17 protein-coding genes are annotated in these 18895 nt (G+C 68.5%); 10 read left to right on the top strand and 7 right to left on the bottom strand.

Annotation, left to right across the window (positions count from 1 at the left end; genetic code table 11):
• Positions 1–13: 13 nt before the first annotated feature.
• From AC4PTB_RS12185 to AC4PTB_RS12160, 6 genes are all read right to left on the bottom strand, one after another.
• Complete coding sequence (locus tag AC4PTB_RS12185) at positions 14–583, bottom strand: response regulator transcription factor (protein ID WP_492190210.1); 570 nt, start codon at positions 581–583, stop codon at positions 14–16.
• Positions 576–1844 carry a sensor histidine kinase gene (locus tag AC4PTB_RS12180; protein WP_492190209.1) on the bottom strand — a complete coding sequence of 423 codons (1269 nt, stop codon included), beginning with the start codon at positions 1842–1844 and terminating at the stop codon, positions 576–578. The genes AC4PTB_RS12185 and AC4PTB_RS12180 overlap by 8 nt, the downstream gene beginning before the upstream one ends.
• Positions 1845–2042: 198 nt before the next feature.
• Positions 2043–5567 (bottom strand): PLL family lectin, encoded by a 3525-nt coding sequence (locus AC4PTB_RS12175; protein ID WP_492190208.1) that lies wholly within the window; start codon positions 5565–5567, stop codon positions 2043–2045.
• A complete protein-coding gene (locus AC4PTB_RS12170; RefSeq protein ID WP_492190207.1) occupies positions 5539–6462 on the bottom strand; it encodes a hypothetical protein in 924 nt (307 codons plus the stop codon). Before AC4PTB_RS12170 ends, AC4PTB_RS12175 begins: the two co-directional genes overlap by 29 nt.
• Positions 6429–7436 carry a hypothetical protein gene (locus AC4PTB_RS12165; RefSeq protein WP_492190206.1) on the bottom strand — a complete coding sequence of 336 codons (1008 nt, stop codon included), beginning with the start codon at positions 7434–7436 and terminating at the stop codon, positions 6429–6431. The genes AC4PTB_RS12170 and AC4PTB_RS12165 overlap by 34 nt, the downstream gene beginning before the upstream one ends.
• Before the next feature lie 13 nt (positions 7437–7449).
• A complete protein-coding gene (locus tag AC4PTB_RS12160; protein WP_492190205.1) occupies positions 7450–9786 on the bottom strand; it encodes a hypothetical protein in 2337 nt (778 codons plus the stop codon).
• Between the two features lie 325 nt (positions 9787–10111).
• On the opposite strand from AC4PTB_RS12160, the gene AC4PTB_RS12155 reads away from it, so the two are divergent.
• The 5 genes from AC4PTB_RS12155 (at position 10112) to AC4PTB_RS12135 (ending at position 13872) form a co-directional block, all read left to right on the top strand.
• Positions 10112–10624: a hypothetical protein gene (locus AC4PTB_RS12155; protein ID WP_492190204.1), complete on the top strand. Its 513-nt coding sequence runs from the start codon at positions 10112–10114 to the stop codon at positions 10622–10624.
• 1 nt (position 10625) lies between these two features.
• Entirely contained in the window at positions 10626–10991 is a 366-nt protein-coding gene (locus AC4PTB_RS12150; RefSeq protein WP_492190203.1) for a hypothetical protein, read from the top strand.
• The gene (locus AC4PTB_RS12145; protein WP_492190202.1) at positions 10988–11242 is read left to right on the top strand and encodes a hypothetical protein; all 255 of its coding nucleotides are present in this window, start codon (positions 10988–10990) and stop codon (positions 11240–11242) included. Before AC4PTB_RS12150 ends, AC4PTB_RS12145 begins: the two co-directional genes overlap by 4 nt.
• Before the next feature lie 21 nt (positions 11243–11263).
• Positions 11264–13390, top strand: a complete 2127-nt coding sequence (locus tag AC4PTB_RS12140; RefSeq protein WP_492190201.1) for a heavy metal translocating P-type ATPase — start codon at positions 11264–11266, stop codon at positions 13388–13390.
• Positions 13391–13485: 95 nt separating this feature from the next.
• Positions 13486–13872, top strand: a complete 387-nt coding sequence (locus AC4PTB_RS12135) for an HMA2 domain-containing protein (protein ID WP_492190200.1) — start codon at positions 13486–13488, stop codon at positions 13870–13872.
• A 173-nt stretch (positions 13873–14045) separates the two neighbouring features.
• Here AC4PTB_RS12135 and AC4PTB_RS12130 read toward each other — a convergent pair whose 3' ends face one another.
• The gene (locus AC4PTB_RS12130) at positions 14046–16055 is read right to left on the bottom strand and encodes a methyl-accepting chemotaxis protein (RefSeq protein WP_492190199.1); all 2010 of its coding nucleotides are present in this window, start codon (positions 16053–16055) and stop codon (positions 14046–14048) included.
• A gap of 385 nt (positions 16056–16440) precedes the next feature.
• Here AC4PTB_RS12130 and AC4PTB_RS12125 point away from each other — a divergent pair, with 385 nt between their 5' ends.
• Genes AC4PTB_RS12125 through AC4PTB_RS12105 form a run of 5 tightly spaced genes read left to right on the top strand, consistent with a single transcriptional unit; the run spans position 16441 to position 18893 of the window.
• Complete coding sequence (locus AC4PTB_RS12125; protein WP_492190198.1) at positions 16441–17424, top strand: AAA family ATPase; 984 nt, start codon at positions 16441–16443, stop codon at positions 17422–17424.
• Positions 17421–17657: a hypothetical protein gene (locus AC4PTB_RS12120; protein ID WP_492190197.1), complete on the top strand. Its 237-nt coding sequence runs from the start codon at positions 17421–17423 to the stop codon at positions 17655–17657. The genes AC4PTB_RS12125 and AC4PTB_RS12120 overlap by 4 nt, the downstream gene beginning before the upstream one ends.
• Entirely contained in the window at positions 17654–18064 is a 411-nt protein-coding gene (gene gvpO / locus AC4PTB_RS12115; protein ID WP_492190196.1) for a gas vesicle protein GvpO, read from the top strand. The genes AC4PTB_RS12120 and gvpO overlap by 4 nt, the downstream gene beginning before the upstream one ends.
• Positions 18064–18492 carry a gas vesicle protein gene (locus tag AC4PTB_RS12110; protein ID WP_492190195.1) on the top strand — a complete coding sequence of 143 codons (429 nt, stop codon included), beginning with the start codon at positions 18064–18066 and terminating at the stop codon, positions 18490–18492. The genes gvpO and AC4PTB_RS12110 overlap by 1 nt, the downstream gene beginning before the upstream one ends.
• A complete protein-coding gene (locus AC4PTB_RS12105; protein WP_492190194.1) occupies positions 18489–18893 on the top strand; it encodes a hypothetical protein in 405 nt (134 codons plus the stop codon). Before AC4PTB_RS12110 ends, AC4PTB_RS12105 begins: the two co-directional genes overlap by 4 nt.
• Positions 18894–18895 lie beyond the last annotated feature (2 nt).

Genomic DNA, 18895 nt, shown 5'->3' with positions numbered 1-18895 from the left:
GCCGCACCGCCGGTCAGTCCTCGAAATCGATCATCGCGCCAAGGTCTTCGCCCGCGGCCTTGCGCGCGGCAAGCTTGCGGGCAAGGGTGCGGCGGTGCATGCCGAGGCGGCGGGCGGTTTCCGAGACGTTGAAACCGGTCTCGGCCAGGGTGCGCTGGATCAGCTCCCATTCCTGCGCCTTCACGCCGACCTGCGGCGCCTCGATTTCCGGCATCGCCATGCCCGCGCGATGCGAAAAGGCGGCCTCGATCTCGCGGGCGGTGGCGGGTTTCGCCAGATATTGCGTTGCACCAAGCTTGATCGCCTCGACCGCCGTCGCCACCGCGGCAAAGCCCGTCAGCACCACGATCGCGGGTGGCGGATCCAGCGCGGCCAGCGCCTTGACAACGCCCAGCCCCGAGCCCTCGGCCAGTTTCAGATCGACGAGCGCATGGCTTGGCCGCAGGCGGCGGGCAAGGGTGATCGCCATCTCCTCGCGCGGGGCGGTGTGCACCGCATAGCCGCGCCGGGTGAAGGCGCTGGCAAGGGTTTCGGCCAGATGCGGGTCATCCTCGACGATCAGCAGGCGGCGGGGCTCAGTCATGCGGCGTCTCTTGGGGCGTGGCGGGGGCGAGCAGCGGAAAGGCGATCCGCACCTCGGCGCCGGTGGCGGTGTTGCGCAGCTCCATCCGCCCGCCCAGACGGTCGATGGCATTGCGGGCGAGAAACAGCCCGAGGCCGCGCCCCGGCGCCCCCGATCCGGTCACGAAAGGCGCGGCCGGGCCGGTCAGGACGAAATCGGGAAAGCCCGGGCCGCGGTCGGTCAGGCGCAGGATCATCTGCCCGCCGCGGCCCGAGAGCTCGGCCGCGACCGTGCCCGGGGCGGCGCTTTCGGCATTGTCGAGCAGGTTGATCAGCGCCGCCTCCAGCACCGGGGCCGAGAGCATCCGCGCCCCGCGCAGGCTGGCGCTGGCCACCACCGGCACCCGCGACCGGCCCCGCGCGCCGCTCCAGAGCGCCAGGATGCGCCGGATTTCGGCTTCGGCGGGCACGGCGGCGGCGGTCTCCAGACGTTCCCGCCCCGCCGCCTGCAAGGTGCGCGAGACGATCGCCCGGCAGCGGTGCAGCTGCGCGATCATCCGGTCCAGCTCGGCTTGCGCCGCCGGGCCTTCGGGCGGGCCGACCTCGGCCCAGTCGTCCAGCGTGACCGCAAGCGTGGTCAGCGGCGTGCCCAGCTCATGCGCCATCCCCGAGGCCAAAAGGCCAAGCCCCGCCAGCTGATCGGCCTCGGCCTTGGACTTGCGCAGCGCCTCGATCGCCGCCGCGCGCGCCTCTGCCGCGAGCCGCAGGCGCAGCACGAACCAGGCCATCAGCGTCGAGGTCAGCCCGAAAGCCGGCACAAGCGCGGTTGCCGGACCGCCCGCGGGCGCGGGCACCAGCGTCACCAGCGCCCAGACCGAAAGGTTCGACAGCAGATAGATCGGCAGCGCCGCCGCCGGGGCGCACAGCGACAGCGCGAGCAGCAGCGGCACCAGCAACAGCACAACGAAAGGATTGGCCGCCCCGCCCGAAAGCGCGAGCAGCGCCGCCAGCGACAGCGTGTCGATGCCCAGCTGCGCCGCCAGCACCGCATCGGGCGGACGCCGGTCGCGACGCAGCGCCGCCGCGATGATCAGGTTGAAACCGACCAGCCCGGCGATGATCAGCGCCATCCGCTCCAGCGGCAGCGGCAGGCCGAGAACGCGGGCGGCAAAGAGCGTCGCGACGATCTGCGCCCCGATCGCCATCCAGCGGATCTGCACCAGGAGCAAGCCGGTTTCGCGCAGCGCGCGGGGCGCGGTTTCGGGGTCTTCGGCGGGCAGCATCGGTCCGTTCGGGGCAGGGGCGGTACGGGCGCCACCTTGCCCGCTTCGTCACACCGGGGCAACCGCCCGGGGCGTGCCTTTTTGCCGGGGCGGTGAAAAAATGTCGCAGGGCCATGTCTCCGCCTGACCGCGGCCCTGCCTGGCTTTCCGCCCCGCGCCGGGCCTGCCGGTCCGGTTCGGGACCGGCAGGATGCGCGGTCAGGCCTGCGCCTGATCCTTCAGATGGATCTCTGCGATGGCCACGCCAAGCGAGCCCCAGCAGGACAGGAAGCTCAGCACGCCCAGGATCGCCGCCGGGATCATGTAGGTGCCCTTGTTCAGTGCCGGGATCGCCAGGAACCGCAGCGCCTGGCCGGGAACCAGGTTCAGGATGCCGCGACTGAACGCCAGCTTGTTGCGCGTCGTCTGCTCCTGATTGGCGAAATTGACCGAGAGCATGATCAGATAGGCCACCCCCCAGGCGGTCTGGGTCAATTCGGCGGTGGTGATCTTCGCCTCGCCGGTGATCCAGGGCTGATAATGCAGCGCGATCCCGCGCCCCGGGCCGCACAGGATCTGGCAGATCCAGATCGTCACGCCGAAACCCGGATCGCCGGGCTGGCAGTTCGGTGCCCCGGCCAGCGGCGACAGCGCCCAGGGCATGGTGAAGATCGTCGACAAAAGCCCCGCCGCCGCGGGCACGATTCCGGCCGGGCCAAGCCCCGCGCCCGAGGCATTCGCCAGCGCCGAACTGGGATCGAGCAACGAGCGGAACGCCATCACGACGCAATAGCCGGTCAGGAAATTCTCGCGCCATTCCGGCGTCCAGCCGTTGGCCTCGGCCGCCGTCAGCGCCTTGGCGCGGCTCATCCCCAGCCGGTCCTTCAGCATCTCCACGGTGAAGCTCGCCTTGAAGCGGGCCAGCTGCTCCGCCGTCCAGGGCGCCCGGCCCAGGACAAGCTTGCTGGTGATCGTCATCGGAATCGCCGCGATCCAGGCCACGACATCGATCGGCGTCAGCGTCAGCCGGTCGCCGGTGAACAGCTGGTAAAGCTGCGACAGGATCGGGATTTCCCATTCCTGAAACAGCGCCAGCTTGACCAGCCGGATCAGATCCTCGACCAGATCGAACAGCGTCAGCACGATGCCCTCGGCCGCATCAAGCGCGAACAGCGCCGCCGCCTCCAGCGCCTTCACCAGACCGCTCAGCAACAGCTGCGCCGCCCGCCCGGGTTCGTTGCCGATGTTGTTGAAATAGCCGAAGGCCTCGTCCAGCGCCTGTTTGCCGTCGCCGAACTGGAAATTGTCGGAAAAGGACTTCATCCGCGCGAACAGATCCTGCAGCGGATCGGACAGCGCGGTGGTGGCGCGCAGGATCGCGGCGCCGTCCGCCTTGACCGTCAGCCCGGTCTCGTTCTCGCGGAAGGCGTTGAGAAAGATGTTGTGATCGGAGGCATGCTGTTCCGCCTCGCTGGGCTCCTCCTGGTCGAAATAGGCGCCCATCGTCGGGTCGCCCTCGCGGTTCAGGGTCAGGATCAGGTTGTTGACGATGCCGTCCAGCCCGGCCTTGAGAAAGTCGAACCCTTCCTCGACCCGGCCGCGCAGCGCATGGACCGCATCGGCGGTGAAATCGAGCGTCACCCCGACACTGTGCTTGATCCCCTCGGCCGTGCGGGCGAAGTCCTTGAAATCGAACAGGAAGGCCAGCCATTGGTAAAGCTGTTCCAGCTTCACCTTGAGCCAGTTCCAGACCCCTTCGATGAAATCGAGCGCCTGCTGCGCGAATTTGATCACCGCCTGAAAGACCTGGCCCGCGATCTTGAACAGCACATTCGCGATGCCGTCGACGATCGTCACGACGATCTTTTCCAGCCCGTTGATCAGCCATTCGACACCGTCGCGGATGCCGCGCCAGACCGAGCCCCAGTCGATGCCGAGGAACGACCCCCCGGCGTCCAGCTGCGGCGCATGGGCGCTGCGGAAGGCGGCGATGTCGCTGCTGTCCAGGCTGCGATAGATCGGCACGCCAGAGCCGAAATCGATCTCCCAGGACACCGTGCCAAGCGACCGGAAATCTGCCTGCAGGCTGTGGCGCAGCGCCTGCGGCGCGGCGAATTTGTACTGGACCGCCCGCGCGGTTTCATCCGCCTGCGCGATCCGCATCGATTGCCGGGTGACCTCGGCGATGCTTTCGGCCACGCGCGCGCGGTCCTTGGTGTCGGCGGGCAGCAGCAGCGTCCCGGCGCTGTCGGTGGCTTTCAGCACGTCGTCCTTTGTGGTCTGCGCCATCTTCGCCTGCAGCTGGGCATTCGGCTGCACGATGATCGGCTGGCCCGCGCCGGTGCTGGGCGTCGAAATCAGCAGCGTCGCCCCCGCCAGCGCATTGGCGCGCTGCAAGATCACCACCTTGCCGCTCGCGTCGGTGCGCAGGTTGACCGGATCGACCAGGCTCGAGCGATAGGCCTTGCCGTTCACCCAAAGCGTGTTGAGAAAGGCCGCGTTGATGCTGACGGGCGCGTCATAGATCGGCGCCCCCTCGGCATCGACGACGAAAATCTCGGTCGAATGGGTGGGCACGGAGATCAGCTTGTCCTCGGCCTTGGGCAGATCCAGCACCTCGGAGAACCATTGTTCGGTGTCGGGGGCCTGCCAGAACCGGAAGATCTGGTTCTCGTCGGTCACCGAATAGGCTTCGGAATAGCCGTTCGCAGTGCGTCCGACGGCGACGAGCCGGTTTTCCATGGCCCGCGCGATCGGAAAGATCACCCGCCAGCCCTGCAGCTTGCCCGCGCTGTTGGTGACCTGGCGGGTATAGGTCAGATCGCCCGCCTCGTTGATCGCGAAGACCTCGATCAGCCCGTCGCGGCGCAGGTTCGCCGTCAGCCGACCCAGCCGGCCGCTCTGGCCCGGATCGACCTGCACCCAGTCGTCGAACTGGATCCCCGAGGTCGACCGCTTGCGCTGCCTCTTCACCCACAAAAGGCCGGTGTCGCGCTCCACCGCCAGGATGTTGAGCAGATTTTCGGAATCGGCGATCGCCGCGATATGCGAGGCCTTCTTGTTGAGCTTGCGCAGCCGCGAGGTGCGGAAACTGTCCTCGGCGAACAGCACCTCGTCATCCATGCCGATCGCGAACAGCGCCGATTGCACCGGGTTGTTGGCGGCCATCGCCATGTCCTTGATCACCGCATCCTTGCCGTCCGGGCCGATCACCGGCGCCCAGACCGGCCCGCCCCATTTGTCGGTCTGCGGCTCGTAGTAATTCGTGCACAGCCGCCCGTCGGAAAGCCGCACGTTGATGTAGATCCGCCCGGTCACGCCGCGCACGCCCAGAAAGTGGCGGATCACCTCGTTTTGCGGGCCGGTGTTGCGCTGCCCGTAGCCGCCGGATTGATAGGTGGCCAGCGTCAGCTTGCTGTCGCTGTTGAGCCCGAAGATCGAGGGCGTGTTGGAGCGCCCGCCCGCGGCGTCGAAAAAGTAAAGCTGGCTGGCGCGGATCCCCAGATCGGCTTCCTCATAGGGGGCAAGCGTCGCATCGGTGCGCCGATAGCGATAGACCCGGCCGTTGGTGCCGACGCTGTAGATGTCGAGCATCCCGGCGGTGTTCAGATAGGTCTGGATCTCGGTGCCCGAGGAGACCGGCTGCAGCGGCAGGAAGGTTTCCATGTAATTCGTGCTGACCCGCAGCGCCGGGGTGGCACCGACCGGGGCGGCCTCAAGCGCCGCAGAGGAAAAGAACGTCATGCTGGTCTCCCTTGTTTGAAAGCGCAGGCGTCTGTTTGAAAGCGCAGGCATTGGTGTGGGGCAGGCGGGGCGGGAGGGTGGCGCGGCGGGCCTGTTGCAGCACCGGCGCGCGCCAGATCGGCCGTCCGTGGTCGTTGCAGTAAAGCGGCTTGTCGAGTGCCAGCGCCCGGCTTCCCAGCCGCGGTGCCAGCCAGGCCAGCACCGGCTCCAGCACCGGGGCAAGCGTGCCGTCGTCCAGCGCGGCGGCGCGGCGGACGGCGAACCACAATTCGCTCACATCGGCATAATAGGGCGCCAGCCGACGGCCGAAGCATGCCGGATCAAAGCCCCCCGCCGCGGCCGCGGCCAGCGAGGCGGCGGCGCCCTGCGCCACCGGATGCGCGGCCAGACCCAGACGGCAGGCCAGCGCCAGCACATTGGCATTGACCGCAAGATCGACCGGATTGTCGCGGCCGCGCTCGATCAGCCAGGTCCGCACCGCGCCGCGGCGCACCCAGGGCGGGGCGCCGCCCGGCACCAGCAGGCAGGCGGCAGGGGCGATCCTGGCCTCGAAGGCCGCCCGCGCCCGATCGGTGCCGCGCCGCCCGCCGTGCAGCAGCGCCAGCCAGGCCAGCGCCGTGTCATCGGCATCGGGCGGCAGGCCGCGCACCAGCATCGGCCCTTGGCCCCCCGGCGGATAGAAGGCGAAGGCCCCGGGATGGCGCGGATCCTCACAGGTTTCGATAAAATCAAGCGCGCGCTCCAGCGCCGGGCGATGCGCCGCGGGGTCAAGACACAGAGCCACGTTGGCGGTGACGAAACAGGTCTCGTCTCCGATCCCCGCCACCTCCGAGGGGAAAGCGCCACGCGCCGTCTGGCGGATCAGCACCGCGCGCATGATTGCCAGGCTTCGCATCGCGTCGCGCAGGTGACCGAGAGCGCCAGCCCCGACCGGGCCAGCGTCAGCCCGACCAGCCCGTGCCAGGGGATGCGGCCCGCGACCGGGGCGCTCAGCGCGCGGTAGCGCGACATCGCCCAGCGGCGGCGCTGGCCAAAGGCCAGAAGGCTCTCGCGCGCCCGGGCCGCCGGACCCAGAAGCGCATCGCAATGCACATACCAGGTCAGCGCCTCGGCCGATCCGTCGCTGCCCCAGGAAATGCTGAGCCCCTGATCCTGCGTCGGCAGCACCGGGCGCAGGCTTTGGTCACGCAGATCGGTGAGCAGCCGCAAGGCCTCGGGCGCCAGCGGCGGCAAGTCCAGATCGGCCAGCAGCAGCGCCAGGCCGTCCCGCGCCAGCGGCGCGATCGCGGCATAGATCTCGACCTCGCCCCGCACCGGATCAAGCCCGAGCAGCACCGGGGTGAGGGCGCGCACGGCCGGCAGGCGGCGGGACAGCGGGGCAAAGGGCAGCGCCGCCAGCGTTTCCGCGGTCCCGGGCAGTTCCAGATAAAGCTTGCGCCGCAGGCCGGTGCCGCCGGGGCGCAACCCGATCCAGCCGCCGAACCGGGCGCCCTGCGCCTGCTGGGCGGCCACGACAGCCTCGCGCAGGGCGCGCTGCCCGGGCGAAAGGCCCGGCACCGCCGCGACCGCGCGCGCCCGCCGCTCGGCGCCCGGGGCGCCGGGGGCCGGATCCAGCGTGGCGCGGACCTGCTCGGCGCCCGTGGCGGTCCAGAGCGCCTGGAACTCCACCGGATCGCCGATCGCCGAGAGATTGCTGTCCTGCGCCTCGGGGGCGGCGCAAAGCGCGCGCAGCTCCCGATCCCATCGCTCGGCCGGGACATCGGTCCCGCCCGCCGCCCGACAGGCCCGCAAGAGCGCTTCGGCAGGGTCGGGGGCGGGCAGAGGGGCGGTGCTGCCGACCGCTGCGGCACGGCTCAGAACCGGGTCCATCGCTTTGCCGCCGCTACCGGTGAGAGATGTGGGCGGTATGCAGCACGCCCGGCGTGGCGCTGGCCAGCGGCGGCAGGTGGATCTGCAGCTTGTTCGTCACCTCAAGCGGCCCCGTGCTCTTGCGGCTGCCATCGTTCAGCACATAGTCGGCATTGTAGTAGAACACGATGTTCGGCGCCCCGCGCGGCCGATACAGCGTGTAGTAAAGCGGCAGCGCCTTCACGATCATGTCCGTGCTGGGCGGGATCATGTTATAGGCGATCAGGTTGACCGCCGAGACCGATCCGCCCCGCCCGCTGTCCCGGTCGGGCTGCGGTGGCGTGCCGTGCAGGGCCCGCGTCAGGGCGAAGCTTTGCTGCGCCGCCTCGTGCGGATCGGCCAGAACCGCGCCCGTCGCATCGGCCAGCTGCATGATGTTCAGCGACACCTGCTTGACCTGCGTCCAGTCGATCTCGTTGGTGAAGATCTCGACGCTGTAGACCTCTTCGGTATCCTTGAGGATCAGCGCGCGGCGGCTGTAGGGCACCTTGACATTCGACAGCGTCGCCACGGCGCCGTCGCCATAGATCACCTGTCCGTTCAGATCGAAATAGGCGGTCTGCGGATCGGGCTGCGCCTGGAATGCCCAGGTCGGCGAGCTGGACAGGCCCGGCTGCGGTTCCGGCACCCAGCCGTCCCAGTTGTAATTCGGCGGCACTTTCTGCGACGGGTTCTGGTCGTCGTGATAGGCGCCGTTGATGTCCAGCTCAAGGAAGCCGCTGCCGCCCCGCATCGCCAGCGCCCGGAACGAGAAGCTGGTCAGATAGCGCTGCGGCGTGAGCACGAACACCGTGTCGGCGTTGTCCGATCCGAACTGCGCGTCGGGCTGCACCGTGATCACATCGCCGGTTTCCAGCTGATAGCGCAGGCGATAGTTGTAGTCGTTGGCGATCGGCACATGATAGGTGGAGGAAAACACCACCGGCGTATCGTTGCGGGTCATCTCCTGGGTCTGCAGCTTCGGCGGTTGCCCCGCGGGGGGCGTTTCGAAGAAGTCGATGAACAGCGTCCGGACCTGATTTTGCGCCCCCGCGTTGAACGGGATCCCGGTGCCAAGGAAGGTCACGTTGCGCAGGCCAAGGCGGTTGGGCCGGAAGGTGACCCGCGTCGCAAGGTCCGGGATCCAGTCCGAGGTATAGGCGGGCGCGCCGCCGCCGAAATTGACCGTGTAGCGATAGGCATAGTTCGGGTCGAAGGTGCCGCCGCCCGGCGCGCGATACACGACCGAGCTTGCGCCGCCCGCGCCAAGGCTCAGCTTGAAGCTGGTGTCGGTGGTGCGGGTGGGGTAGCGGACCTCGACCTCGACATCCTCGAACCCGATCACGCCTGCCGCATCGGTCGGATCGCCCGCCAGTTCGAAGACCACGACCAGTTCGCGGTTGTCGACCTCGTGATAGAGTTTTTCCCAGGTCGCGGGGTCGAACCGGGGCAGGAACCGCGACACCGGCGTGTTCCATTCGACGATCGCATCTTCCGCATAGGTCAGGAAGATGTCGCTCACCACCGAGATCGGGTTGTCGTTGCCGGTGGCCTGGCGCTGCGCCGTCTCGATCGCCGAGGCGACCTGCGTTTCCAGCACGCTCCAGGCCCAGTCGCGCACCATCTGCACCACTTCCGGGGTGCCGCCCGCGCCCGGCGTCACCTTGACATCGCCCGCGCCCGAGGATTTCAGATTTTGCTTCACCTCGACCAGAACCTGTTTCGACTTGCCCCAGGTGTCCTTCTTGGTTTCATAGGTGCGCTCGTAGTCGATCGCCACCGAAGCGGTGTATTTCACCTCCGCCCGCGCGCCCAGAAGCTGGGTCAGCACCCCCATCGAATAGTTGACCGAGAAGGGCGCCAGCCCGCCCGCGCCGGTGAAGGCGCCGACAAAGGTGTTGAGCGCCGCCTCCGTCTCCAGCTCGACAAGGAAGCGCGCGACATTGGAGCCGAACAGCGAGGGCGCGACGCAGATCTGCTGGCCTTCGGATTTGCCCTCGACCGGCAGGTCGAAATCGAAGAACACGTCGCCGCTGACCCAGGTGAACTGGCCCCAGGCCCGGATCTCGGGGATCTGCTCCTGCGCGGCGCGTTTGGCGTCTTCGGGGGCGAAAAGCTCGACCTCGAAGCTGCAGATCCCGGCGCTTCCATCTTGATTTTTCAGATATTTCGTCAGGTTGAAGGCGGGTTGGCCGTTGTCGATGCGCAGCCGCGGCACGGGAACCAGATACCACAGACCCTTGTCCTCGCGGTCCTGAAAAACGGTCACCTGCAGTTGATTTCCCTGGCTGTCCCGGTAATCGACTTGTCGGGCCGTGGTTACGTCAAACATGATGTCATCCTTTGCGGCAACCGTAGGTTGAATATATTTTAGGCGGTTCAACCAAGATGCTACACGGTTTCGGTCAAATTCAAAGCAATATGTGAAAGGGCGTAACGCCTTTGCGCGAATGGATTATTCAAAAATCAACCTTTGATTGTGGAATTATCTTCCGATTCGCCTAACGGCATCGGCCGGAAGCCTTGCGGGACGCCCCGTCGGTCCTGCGGCATTTTGCGACCCTAGAAAAACACTCAACATTTCTCCTTGACCCATGTCATGGTGCGCTATTCAACTTCGCGCTGAACTGGTGCAAGCGAGACGGGACAGAGAGGCGATGAGCAAGCGCGACGACGAGGACGACCGCCGCAGCGGAGATTCGGGGGGGCCGGGCGCGCCGCCGCCGGTGGGGTGGTATTATTTCGGGCCGGAACCGCCCTGGGTCGCGGGCTGCGCCCCCGGCTGGGGGCCGCAGGCGGGGCCGGGGCAGGGCGGGGCGCAAAACGGCCCGCAATCAGGTTTCGGGTCGGGGTTCGGGCCGGGATTCGGGCCGGGGCCGGGGCCGGGTCCGCAGCAGCCCGACAATCGCGATCTGATGCAGGCCTTCGACCGTCTTGCCCGCGGCGATGTCTCGGCCGAGACGCTGGGCATGCTGTTCAACCTGCGCGACCGTGATTTCTGGAAGGGCGCGGTGGCGGGTTCGGCCGTGGCGCTGGCGCTGGCCAATCTGCCCGCGCTCAAGGCGATGTTCGCGGGCTTTGCCGCGCAGGGCTTTGGCATGGGCGGCTCGGGCGCCATGGGCACCCCGCCCGCCGCGCCGACCCCCACCCCCCCCACAGAGGAGAGCTGAGATGTCTTCGCAACCGAAAGCCGCGCCGCTGATGCCCTCGGGCACGCAGATCCTGCGTGCCGGGGTCAACGGTGCCGCGATCACCGGCGCCTGGACCGCGATCAACGAGGGGATCCGGGTGCGCAACGGCCAGACCACGACCGACGCGGCGATGCGGGCCACGGCGAACAGCGCCGCGATCGGCGCCGGGGCGGGCGCGGTGGCGACGCTCGCCGCGCATCTGGCGCGCAATGCGCCGGTGCTGGGGCTGGTCGCGCTGGCCGCGGGGGTGCTTTACTTTGCCAGGTCCAGCCGCAAGCCCGACCCCGAGGCGGCCCCCGAAACCGCCCCGGAAACGACCGCCGGGGATGCGGAGGTGACGCAATGACCGACCCCAATGCGCAGACCCCCGCGACCTCAGGGGACAGCGGCCAGCCCGGGCTGCTGTCGAACCCGCGCTTTCTGACCGGGGCGGTCGTGGGCGGTCTGGTGACTTACGTCCTGACCAACGAGGCGGCGCAGCGCAAGCTGATGGGGGGGCTTGCCCAGCTCTGGCTGGGGCTGCAGGGCGGGATCGAGGAGGCGAAGGAACGCTTCCGCGATGCCGAATCCGAGGTGCGATCGCAGCAGCAGAAGTAACCCCGAAGGGCAGGTGGCCGGATGCGTCCTGATCTTTCCCTGACCGGCGGCCCGCCCGCCCGTATCCATCCCCTGCGGATCGCCCATGAGGCGCCCGGGCGGCTGCGGCTGAAACTGCCCTGGCTTGCCCGGCCCGGTCTGGACAGCGACACCCTTGCCCGGACAGTGCGGCAGATCCGCGGTGTCCGGTCGGTGCGGCTCAATCCGGCGGCGGCCAGCGTGATCGTGACCCATGACGGCACGGCGGCGACGCGGGCGCGGCTGCTGGACCGGATCGGCCGCCTCGACCCGGATCAGCTGCGCCTTCCTTTGTGCGGAACCGCCGCCGGGGCGCCCTCGGCGGCGCCGATCCTTGGTCGCCTGGCACTTCTGGCGGCGCTGCCGGTGCTGCCGCAGCCGGTCGGCCGGGCGCTGGTGCTTTGGGCGATTGCGCCGCGCGTTCTGGGCGGGTTTGACGCGCTTGTCAGCCAGGGCGTCTCGGTCGAGGTGCTTGATGCGCTGGCGGTCTCGCTTGGCGTCGCGCGCGGCAGTTTCGGCACCGCGCTGACCACCGATCTGATGATGGAGGCGGGCGAATATCTGGAAGAGACCACGATGCGGCAGTCCGGCGCACTGCTGCAGGGGCTGTTGATGCCCAACCCCGCGACGGCGCGGGTCGAGCGGGCGGGGGCGGTGTGTGATCTGCCCTTCGAGCAGGTGGCGCAGGGCGATATCGTCGTGGTGCAGACCGGCGAGGCGGTGCCGGTCGATGGCCTGGTGATCGCGGGGGCGGCGCAGGTGAACGAGGCCTCGATCACCGGCGAAAGCCTTGCGGTGACGAAGGAACCGGGGGCGCAGGCGATTGCGGGCTCGACGCTGGAAAGCGGGCTGTTGCGGATCCGCGCCGAGCAGGTGGGGATGGAGACGACGACGGCGCGGATCGCGGCGCTGATCCGCGGCGCGCTGGAGGAACGCTCCGAGACCGAGAAACTGGCCAGCGCGCAGGCGAACCGGCAGGTCTGGATGACGCTGGGCCTTGGCGCGGCGACGCTGGCGGTGACGCGCGATCTGCGGCGGCTGTCTTCGGTGTTTCTGGTCGATTATGCCTGTCCGATCAAACTCTCCGCCCCGGTCGCGGTGCGCGCGACGATGTCGGCGGCGGTGGCGCGGGGGATCCTGATCAAGGGCGGCCCCTCGATCGAGAAGCTCTCGGCCGCCGATACCTTTGTCTTCGACAAGACCGGCACGCTGACCGAGGGGCGGCTTGATCTGTGCGAGGTGCTGCCGCTGGACGGGCAGACCGAGGCCGAGGTGCTGGCGCTGGCTGCGGCGCTGGAACGGCAGGCGCAGCATCCGATCGCCCGGGCGATCTGTGCGGCGGCGCGGGCGCGGGACCTTGCGGCGGATCTGTCCGGCGATGTGACGGTCGAGGTCGGGCACGGGCTGCGCGCCGAGGCCGGGGGGCAGGCGGTGCTGCTGGGGGCGCGGCATTTCATGGCCCGCGAGGGGGTCGATTTCAGCCCCCATGCGGCGCAGATCGAGGCCCTGGCCGAGGCCGGAAAGATGACGCTTTATCTGGCGGTCGGCGGGCGTCCGTCGGCGCTGTTCGGGCTGCGCGACCGGCTGCGGGCGGATGCCCGCGACACTGCCAACCGGCTGCGCCGCGCCGGGGTGACGCAGCTGGTCATGCTGACCGGCGATCGCCGCGCGCGGGCCGAGGCGCTGGGGCGCGCGCTGGGCTTTGACGCCGTCCATGCCGAGCTGCGCCCCGAGGACAAGGCCGCGATCCTGTCGCGCCTGCGGGCCGAGGGGCGGCAGATCGCCTTTGTCGGCGACGGCATCAATGACGCGCCCGCGCTGGCTTCGGCCGGGGTGGGGATTGCGATGGCGCAGGGCGCCGACATCGCCCGGGCGGCGGCCGACATCACCCTGTCGGAGGACCGGATCGGCGCCGTGGCCGACGCGCGCGAGACCTGTGACCGGGCGATGGCGATCATCCGCGCCAACACCACGCTGGCGCTTGCGATCAACACCGGGCTGTTCGTGGCGGCCTCCTCGGGGCGGCTCTCGCCGGTGGCGGCCTCGCTGATGCACAACGGCTCGACCTTTGCGCTTTTGCTGCATGCGCTGGCGCAGGCGGGCTTTCCCGAACGCCCCGCGCGGCCCTGATGCAAGGAGAAGGCCAGGGGGGCGCTTTGGCCCGGATAATTCTTGACAGAATTGCTTTGCTTTTGCATCCTGCCCGGGTCAGGACGGAGGCTTTCATGGTCTGCTGCGTGCATCACATCCCCGGCCGCGCCCGTTTCAAGATCGAGGCGCTGCGCCGCGACGCCGGTCTGGCGCAGCGGCTGCATGAAAAGGTGGGGGCGCTCGAAGGCGTGCTGGCGGTTGAGGTGAACCGCGGCGCGGCCTCGGTGATCGTGCATTACCATGTCGGGCGCGGCGAGGTGGGGGCGATCCTGGATCATATCTGCGCCCATTGCCCGAAGGCCGCGCTGACCCGCCCGACGGCACGGCCCGCCGCGAACCGCACAAGTGCCCCGATCCCGGGGGTCACACTCTCGCCCGAGTTCAAGCAGGCGATGACCGTGGCGATGAGCAAGGCGGTGCTCAACACCTTCATCACCCGCCTTGTCGCCGCCGCGATCTGACCGGCCCGTCCTGCGGGCGCAGCGCCATTTCCGCGCGGTCCGCCCCCCGGGCCGAAGCCGGGTATCGGCCCGCGGCCGGGCCGGATGACGGCGATCTTTCGCGAGGCGCCCCGGCATCGGGTCTTCGGAGCTTTGGCAAGGTCTGGGCTGCGTTCAGCGCCCTTGCGGCACTTCTATGAGGCGATGCGGTAGCGCCCGGTTTCGGGCGGCGCGCCGGTGCGGAACACCGCGCCGCGCGCCGACAGATGCCCGGCCTGATCGCGCAGCACCGCTACCGCGGCCGAGCTTTCCTCGAACATCGCGGCGTTTTGCTGCGTCACCTGATCGAGCTGGTTCACCGCCGTGGAAATCTCGCCCAGACCCGTCGCCTGCTCCGTCGCCGAATTGGCGATCGCCTGCACCAGCGTATCGACCTCGGCGACGAGATGGTCGATCTCGTCCAGTGCCTGCCCCGAGGAATTCACCAGATCCACCCCCTGCCGCACCTGCCGGCCCGAGGTTTCGATCAGCTCGGCGATCTCGCGCGCCGCTTCCGAAGAGCGCTGCGCCAGCGCCCGCACCTCGGAGGCGACCACGGCAAAGCCGCGCCCGGTCTCGCCCGCGCGCGCCGCTTCCACCCCCGCATTCAGCGCCAGCAGATTGGTCTGGAAGGCGATGTCGTCGATGACGCTGGTGATGCGCGAAATCTGTTCCGAGCTGCGGGCGATGTCGTTCATCGCCGAAATCGTCTCCTGCACGACGCGCCGCCCCTCGGTCGAGCGGTGCCGCGCCTTGCCGACCGCGCCCGCCGCATTGCGCGCCCCCGAGGAGGAGCTTTCCACCGAGGAGGCGAGCTGGTTGATCGCCGCCGCGGTTTCCTCAAGCGAGGCGGCCTGGGTTTCGGTGCGCCGCCCCAGTTCCGCCGAGGCCCCGGACAGGCTTTCGGTTTCGCTCTGGATCGATTGCGCGCTGTCGAGGATCGAGCCGACCAGTTCGGCCATGCGCCGGATCGCCTCGTTGTAGTTCTGCCGCAGCGCTTCGAATTCCGCCGCCATCGGCCGGTCGAGCCGGTGGTCAAGCTCGCCCGCGCTGAGCGCGGCAATGGCCTGTTCGAAGTCGAGAATCGCCTCCTTGCGCGCGGTGACATCGGTGGCGAATTTCACCACCTTGCAGGGCTTGCCGGTCGGTCCGATGACCGGGTTGTAGCTGGCCTGAAGCCAGAGCCTCTTGCCCGATTTCGAGATCCGGCAGACCTCGGCCATTTTCGGCACCCCGCGCCGCAGCTCGTCCCAAAAACGCCTGTAGTCAGCGCTGGCGCGCTCCTCGGGGGCGACGAACATCGCATGATTCTGGCCGATGATTTCGTAGGCATTGTATCCGAACGTCTGTTCGAAAGTCGAATTGGCGCGCAGGACAGTGCCGTTCAGATCGAATTCGATCACCGCCTGGCTGAGATCGAGCGCGGCGATCTTGCCCGCGGCATCGGCAGAGCGCAGGGCCTCCTCGGTCACGTCCTGGGCGATCTTGATCACCGCGACAAGATTGCCGTCGAGATCATGAACCGGGCTATAGGTGCCGCGCAGCCAGATCGTCTCGCCCGCCTTGTTCAGCCGCTGGAAGGTGTCGGACTGAAAATCTCCCCCCCGCAATGCATCCCAGAAGCGTTGGTAATAGTTCGACGCGGCGATATCCTTCGGCACGAACATCGCATGGTGCCGCCCGAGGACCTCTGCGCGGGTATATCCCGTCATCTGCAGGAACTGCGCGTTGACATCGATCACCTTGCCCTCGAGATCGAATTCGATCATCGCCGAGAACCGGTCGATGGCCGCAAGATGCGCTTCCCTGTGTCTGGTTTCGCGCATCCTTTCGGTCACATCGACGGAAATCCCGGCGCAGCAGGTAATCTTGCCGGTCGCGTCCGTCATCGGGATATAGCTCGTTTCGAGCCAGACAGGCGCGCCGTCCCGGGTGCGCCGGACCGCCGTTGCGCGTGTCACCGTGCCTGCGCGCAGCGCCTGCCAGAACCGGGCTCTCGCCGCGGGCGATGCCTCCTCGGCCTCCAGCACCTGCGCCAGCGGCCGGCCCTGCAGCTCGGCGACCGTGTAGCCCAGAAGCCGGGCATAGGTCTCGTTGAGCTGGACGAGGGTTCCCGCCTCGTCCACCACGCTGACCGCCAGCGCGCCTTGCGCGGCTGTCCTCATGGCCGTTTCGATCAGGGACGGGGGGGCAGGCCTTTGACGGAAGAACATGCTGGCTCCGGGGCGATGGGGTCTGCGACACTTAGCCTCGGAGGTGTGTCCGTCAAGCGGGGGGACATCCCCGGTGGCCCGCGGTCAGGACCGGGCGGCTTTCGCGGCGATCCCCGGGACGGGGAGCCGGAGGCGGATCTGCGTCAGGCCCCTTTTTCCTTGGCCCGAACCCGGGTTTCGCCCCGTCCCGATCCGCCCTTTCAGACCGTCGCGAGAGGTGATTCGACCCGTTCCCGTTCATCCGTTCTTAAGCCCTCACGGTTAAGCATGTTTTCGTAGAGAGTAACGACGGGATCGGGAGGCCGGTGTGAACCAGGTCACGGCAACACTGCCCAAGATGTCTGAACCGATCGCCGCCGCGGCCGGGGCGCCGCCGCCGGAGGCTTCGACGCCCTCCATGACGGTTGCGCGGGAACTGCCCTGGGGGGATGCGCGCACGCCGCTCTTCGAGGACGAGGAACTGCGGTCCCTGCTCGATCGCGCGGAAATCTATCTGCGCGAGGGGATCGCCATTCACTTCCGCGGTCCGGCCGGGGTCGGCAAGACGACACTGGCGCTGCATCTGGCGCAAAGGTTCGAGCGTCCCGTGACCTTCTTCGTCGGCAACGACTGGCTGGGCCGCGCCGATATCTTCGGGCGCGATCTGGGCGAGACCGTCTCGACGGTGCAGGATCACTACATCTCCTCGGTCCGCCGCGCCGAGCGCAAGAGCCGGATCGACTGGCAGGAGGCGCCGCTTGCCCGCGCCATGCGCGACGGGCATATCCTGGTCTATGACGAGTTTTCGCGCTCGCGCCCCGAGGCGAATGCCGCGCTGCTGTCGGTGATCGAAGAGGGGGTGCTGCCGCTTTCGGACCCCGCCGCGGGGCGCAGCCATATCGTGGCGCATCCTGACTTTCGCGTCATCCTGACCTCGAACCCGCGCGACTATGTGGGGGTGCAGGCGGTGCCCGATGCGCTGCTTGACCGGATGATCACCTTTTCGCTCGACGGCATGTCCTTTGAAACCGAAGTGGGCATTGTCGCCACCGCCGCGCGCACCACGCCCGAGGATGCCCGGGCGATCTGCGCGCTGATCCATCTGTTGCGGGCCGAAAAGCCCGGCGCGATGGAGATTTCGATGCGATCGGGCATCATGATCGCGCGGCTGGCCCGTGCGGCCGGGGTGTCGCCCGATCCCGCCGATCCGGTCTTCGTGCAGATTTGCGGCGATGTTCTGGGCACGCGGATGCGCGGCAGTGATATCGACGATGTCATGGCCATGCTGTTGCGGCCTGCGCCCGATCCGGCGCAAGCCGCCCGTGCGGGAGAGACGCGATGAAGAAGCTGCGCCGCGTGACGATCCCGCAACCGCCCAATGCCGCGCGCCGGATGCCGCGCACCCGTTTCGAAATCGCCGCGCAGCTTTTGCGGCTCGAATTCGAGCGCGCCCGGCTGCTCAATGAAATCGAGACCGCGCGGCAACGCGGCGCCGCCTTTTCGCGCCGCCTTGTCCGCACCTCGGAGACGATCCGCAACAACCTGAGCCGATTGATGGAAGGAAAAGAGCCGTGAGCGTGGGTGCCCAGCAGATCGACCCCTTTGCACAGGCGCAAAGCCTTGTCGCGCCGCCTTCCGCCGCCGCAACGCCCGGCCCCGCAACGCCCGGCACTGCAACGTCTGCGCCCGCCGCGCCCGCCGCCGGCGAAAGCTGGAAGGCCGAAGCCGGGGGCATGGCGCTGATCGAGGCGTTGGCGCTGGCCAGCCGCACCGCCGAGGATCTGACCGGCCGCGCCGTCGATGCCGTGGTGAATTCCGAACTGAATGCCCATGGCGGCTGGACCATCGACATCGACGTGCTCGAAGCCAAGGCGAAGATGGGCACCAACGATCTTCTGTGCTGCTACCGGATCGGCTTCGGCCCCGATGGCAGTCTGGTCGGCTACTCCCGTCTGCGCAGGTATCATCGAGAGGACGGCTGATGGGCTATCGCAGCGCGTCGCAGCCAGAAGGGCTTGCGGATGTCCTCGAGCGCATCCTCGACAAGGGGATCGTGATCGCCGGGGATGTGTCGGTCTCTCTGGTCGGGATCGAGCTGCTGACCATCCGCCTGCGGCTGCTGATCGCCACCGTCGACAAGGCGCGCGAGATGGGGATCGACTGGTGGAGCCATGATCCCTATCTGAACGGCCGCCCCCGCCCGGGCGATCCCGCAAGCGAAACCGAGACCGCCGCCCTGCGCGACCGTCTGGCCCAGCTTGAAGCGCAGCTCGCCGCGCTGGGCGCGCAGGTCGGACGGCCCCCCGCGCTTGCCGAAATCCCTCCCGCCCCCGTCTCCCCGGAGCTTTCGGGGACCCTGTCGGCGGGCATCGTTCAACCCGTGTTCCGTCGCTACAAGGAGGCCCCATGACCAGCCCCCCCAACCCCCCGAAACAGGGGCGCGAGGCGCTTGAGGAAATCGAACGGCGCTTCTCGCAGCTTCTCGGCCGTCTCGGCCAGACCTTCGAGGAAGCCCTCTCGACCCTGCCCGAGGGCACGGCGCACAGCCGCGCGCGCAGTTTCGTCGGCACGGTCGACGAATTTCTGGCGGCGCGGCAGCAAGCTTCCGCAGCGCCCGAAGCCGCGCAGGCGCCCGCGGATGCAACGGCGCAGGCGCAGACGACGGCGGACAACCCGGATCCGCCCGGCGGCAAGGTGACCCTGGCCTTTGGCGATACGCCCCCGGTCGAGATCGATCTGCCCAATGTCCGCCCCGGCGCGGCCTGGCGCATCTCGATCGGCGGCGGCACGCTGCGTTTCGATCCGGATTGAGC

Source organism: Rhodobacter sp. 4.3.4 (assembly GCF_058724655.1).
Note: the sequence above shows the minus strand (reverse complement) of the source record. Positions and strands in the feature narration are given on the sequence as shown.

Bases quoted from the DNA above. Each gene is read 5' to 3' on its own strand.
- AC4PTB_RS12185 (WP_492190210.1), bottom strand. From the start codon at position 583: ATGACTGAGCCCCGCCGCCTGCTGATCGTCGAGGATGACCCGCATCTG.
- AC4PTB_RS12180 (WP_492190209.1), bottom strand. From the start codon at position 1,844: ATGCTGCCCGCCGAAGACCCCGAAACCGCGCCCCGCGCGCTGCGCGAA.
- AC4PTB_RS12175 (WP_492190208.1), bottom strand. From the start codon at position 5,567: ATGACGTTCTTTTCCTCTGCGGCGCTTGAGGCCGCCCCGGTCGGTGCC.
- AC4PTB_RS12170 (WP_492190207.1), bottom strand. From the start codon at position 6,462: ATGCGAAGCCTGGCAATCATGCGCGCGGTGCTGATCCGCCAGACGGCG.
- AC4PTB_RS12165 (WP_492190206.1), bottom strand. From the start codon at position 7,436: ATGGACCCGGTTCTGAGCCGTGCCGCAGCGGTCGGCAGCACCGCCCCT.
- AC4PTB_RS12160 (WP_492190205.1), bottom strand. From the start codon at position 9,786: ATGTTTGACGTAACCACGGCCCGACAAGTCGATTACCGGGACAGCCAG.
- AC4PTB_RS12155 (WP_492190204.1), top strand. From the start codon at position 10,112: ATGAGCAAGCGCGACGACGAGGACGACCGCCGCAGCGGAGATTCGGGG.
- AC4PTB_RS12150 (WP_492190203.1), top strand. From the start codon at position 10,626: ATGTCTTCGCAACCGAAAGCCGCGCCGCTGATGCCCTCGGGCACGCAG.
- AC4PTB_RS12145 (WP_492190202.1), top strand. From the start codon at position 10,988: ATGACCGACCCCAATGCGCAGACCCCCGCGACCTCAGGGGACAGCGGC.
- AC4PTB_RS12140 (WP_492190201.1), top strand. From the start codon at position 11,264: ATGCGTCCTGATCTTTCCCTGACCGGCGGCCCGCCCGCCCGTATCCAT.
- AC4PTB_RS12135 (WP_492190200.1), top strand. From the start codon at position 13,486: ATGGTCTGCTGCGTGCATCACATCCCCGGCCGCGCCCGTTTCAAGATC.
- AC4PTB_RS12130 (WP_492190199.1), bottom strand. From the start codon at position 16,055: ATGAGGACAGCCGCGCAAGGCGCGCTGGCGGTCAGCGTGGTGGACGAG.
- AC4PTB_RS12125 (WP_492190198.1), top strand. From the start codon at position 16,441: ATGTCTGAACCGATCGCCGCCGCGGCCGGGGCGCCGCCGCCGGAGGCT.
- AC4PTB_RS12120 (WP_492190197.1), top strand. From the start codon at position 17,421: ATGAAGAAGCTGCGCCGCGTGACGATCCCGCAACCGCCCAATGCCGCG.
- AC4PTB_RS12110 (WP_492190195.1), top strand. From the start codon at position 18,064: ATGGGCTATCGCAGCGCGTCGCAGCCAGAAGGGCTTGCGGATGTCCTC.
- AC4PTB_RS12105 (WP_492190194.1), top strand. From the start codon at position 18,489: ATGACCAGCCCCCCCAACCCCCCGAAACAGGGGCGCGAGGCGCTTGAG.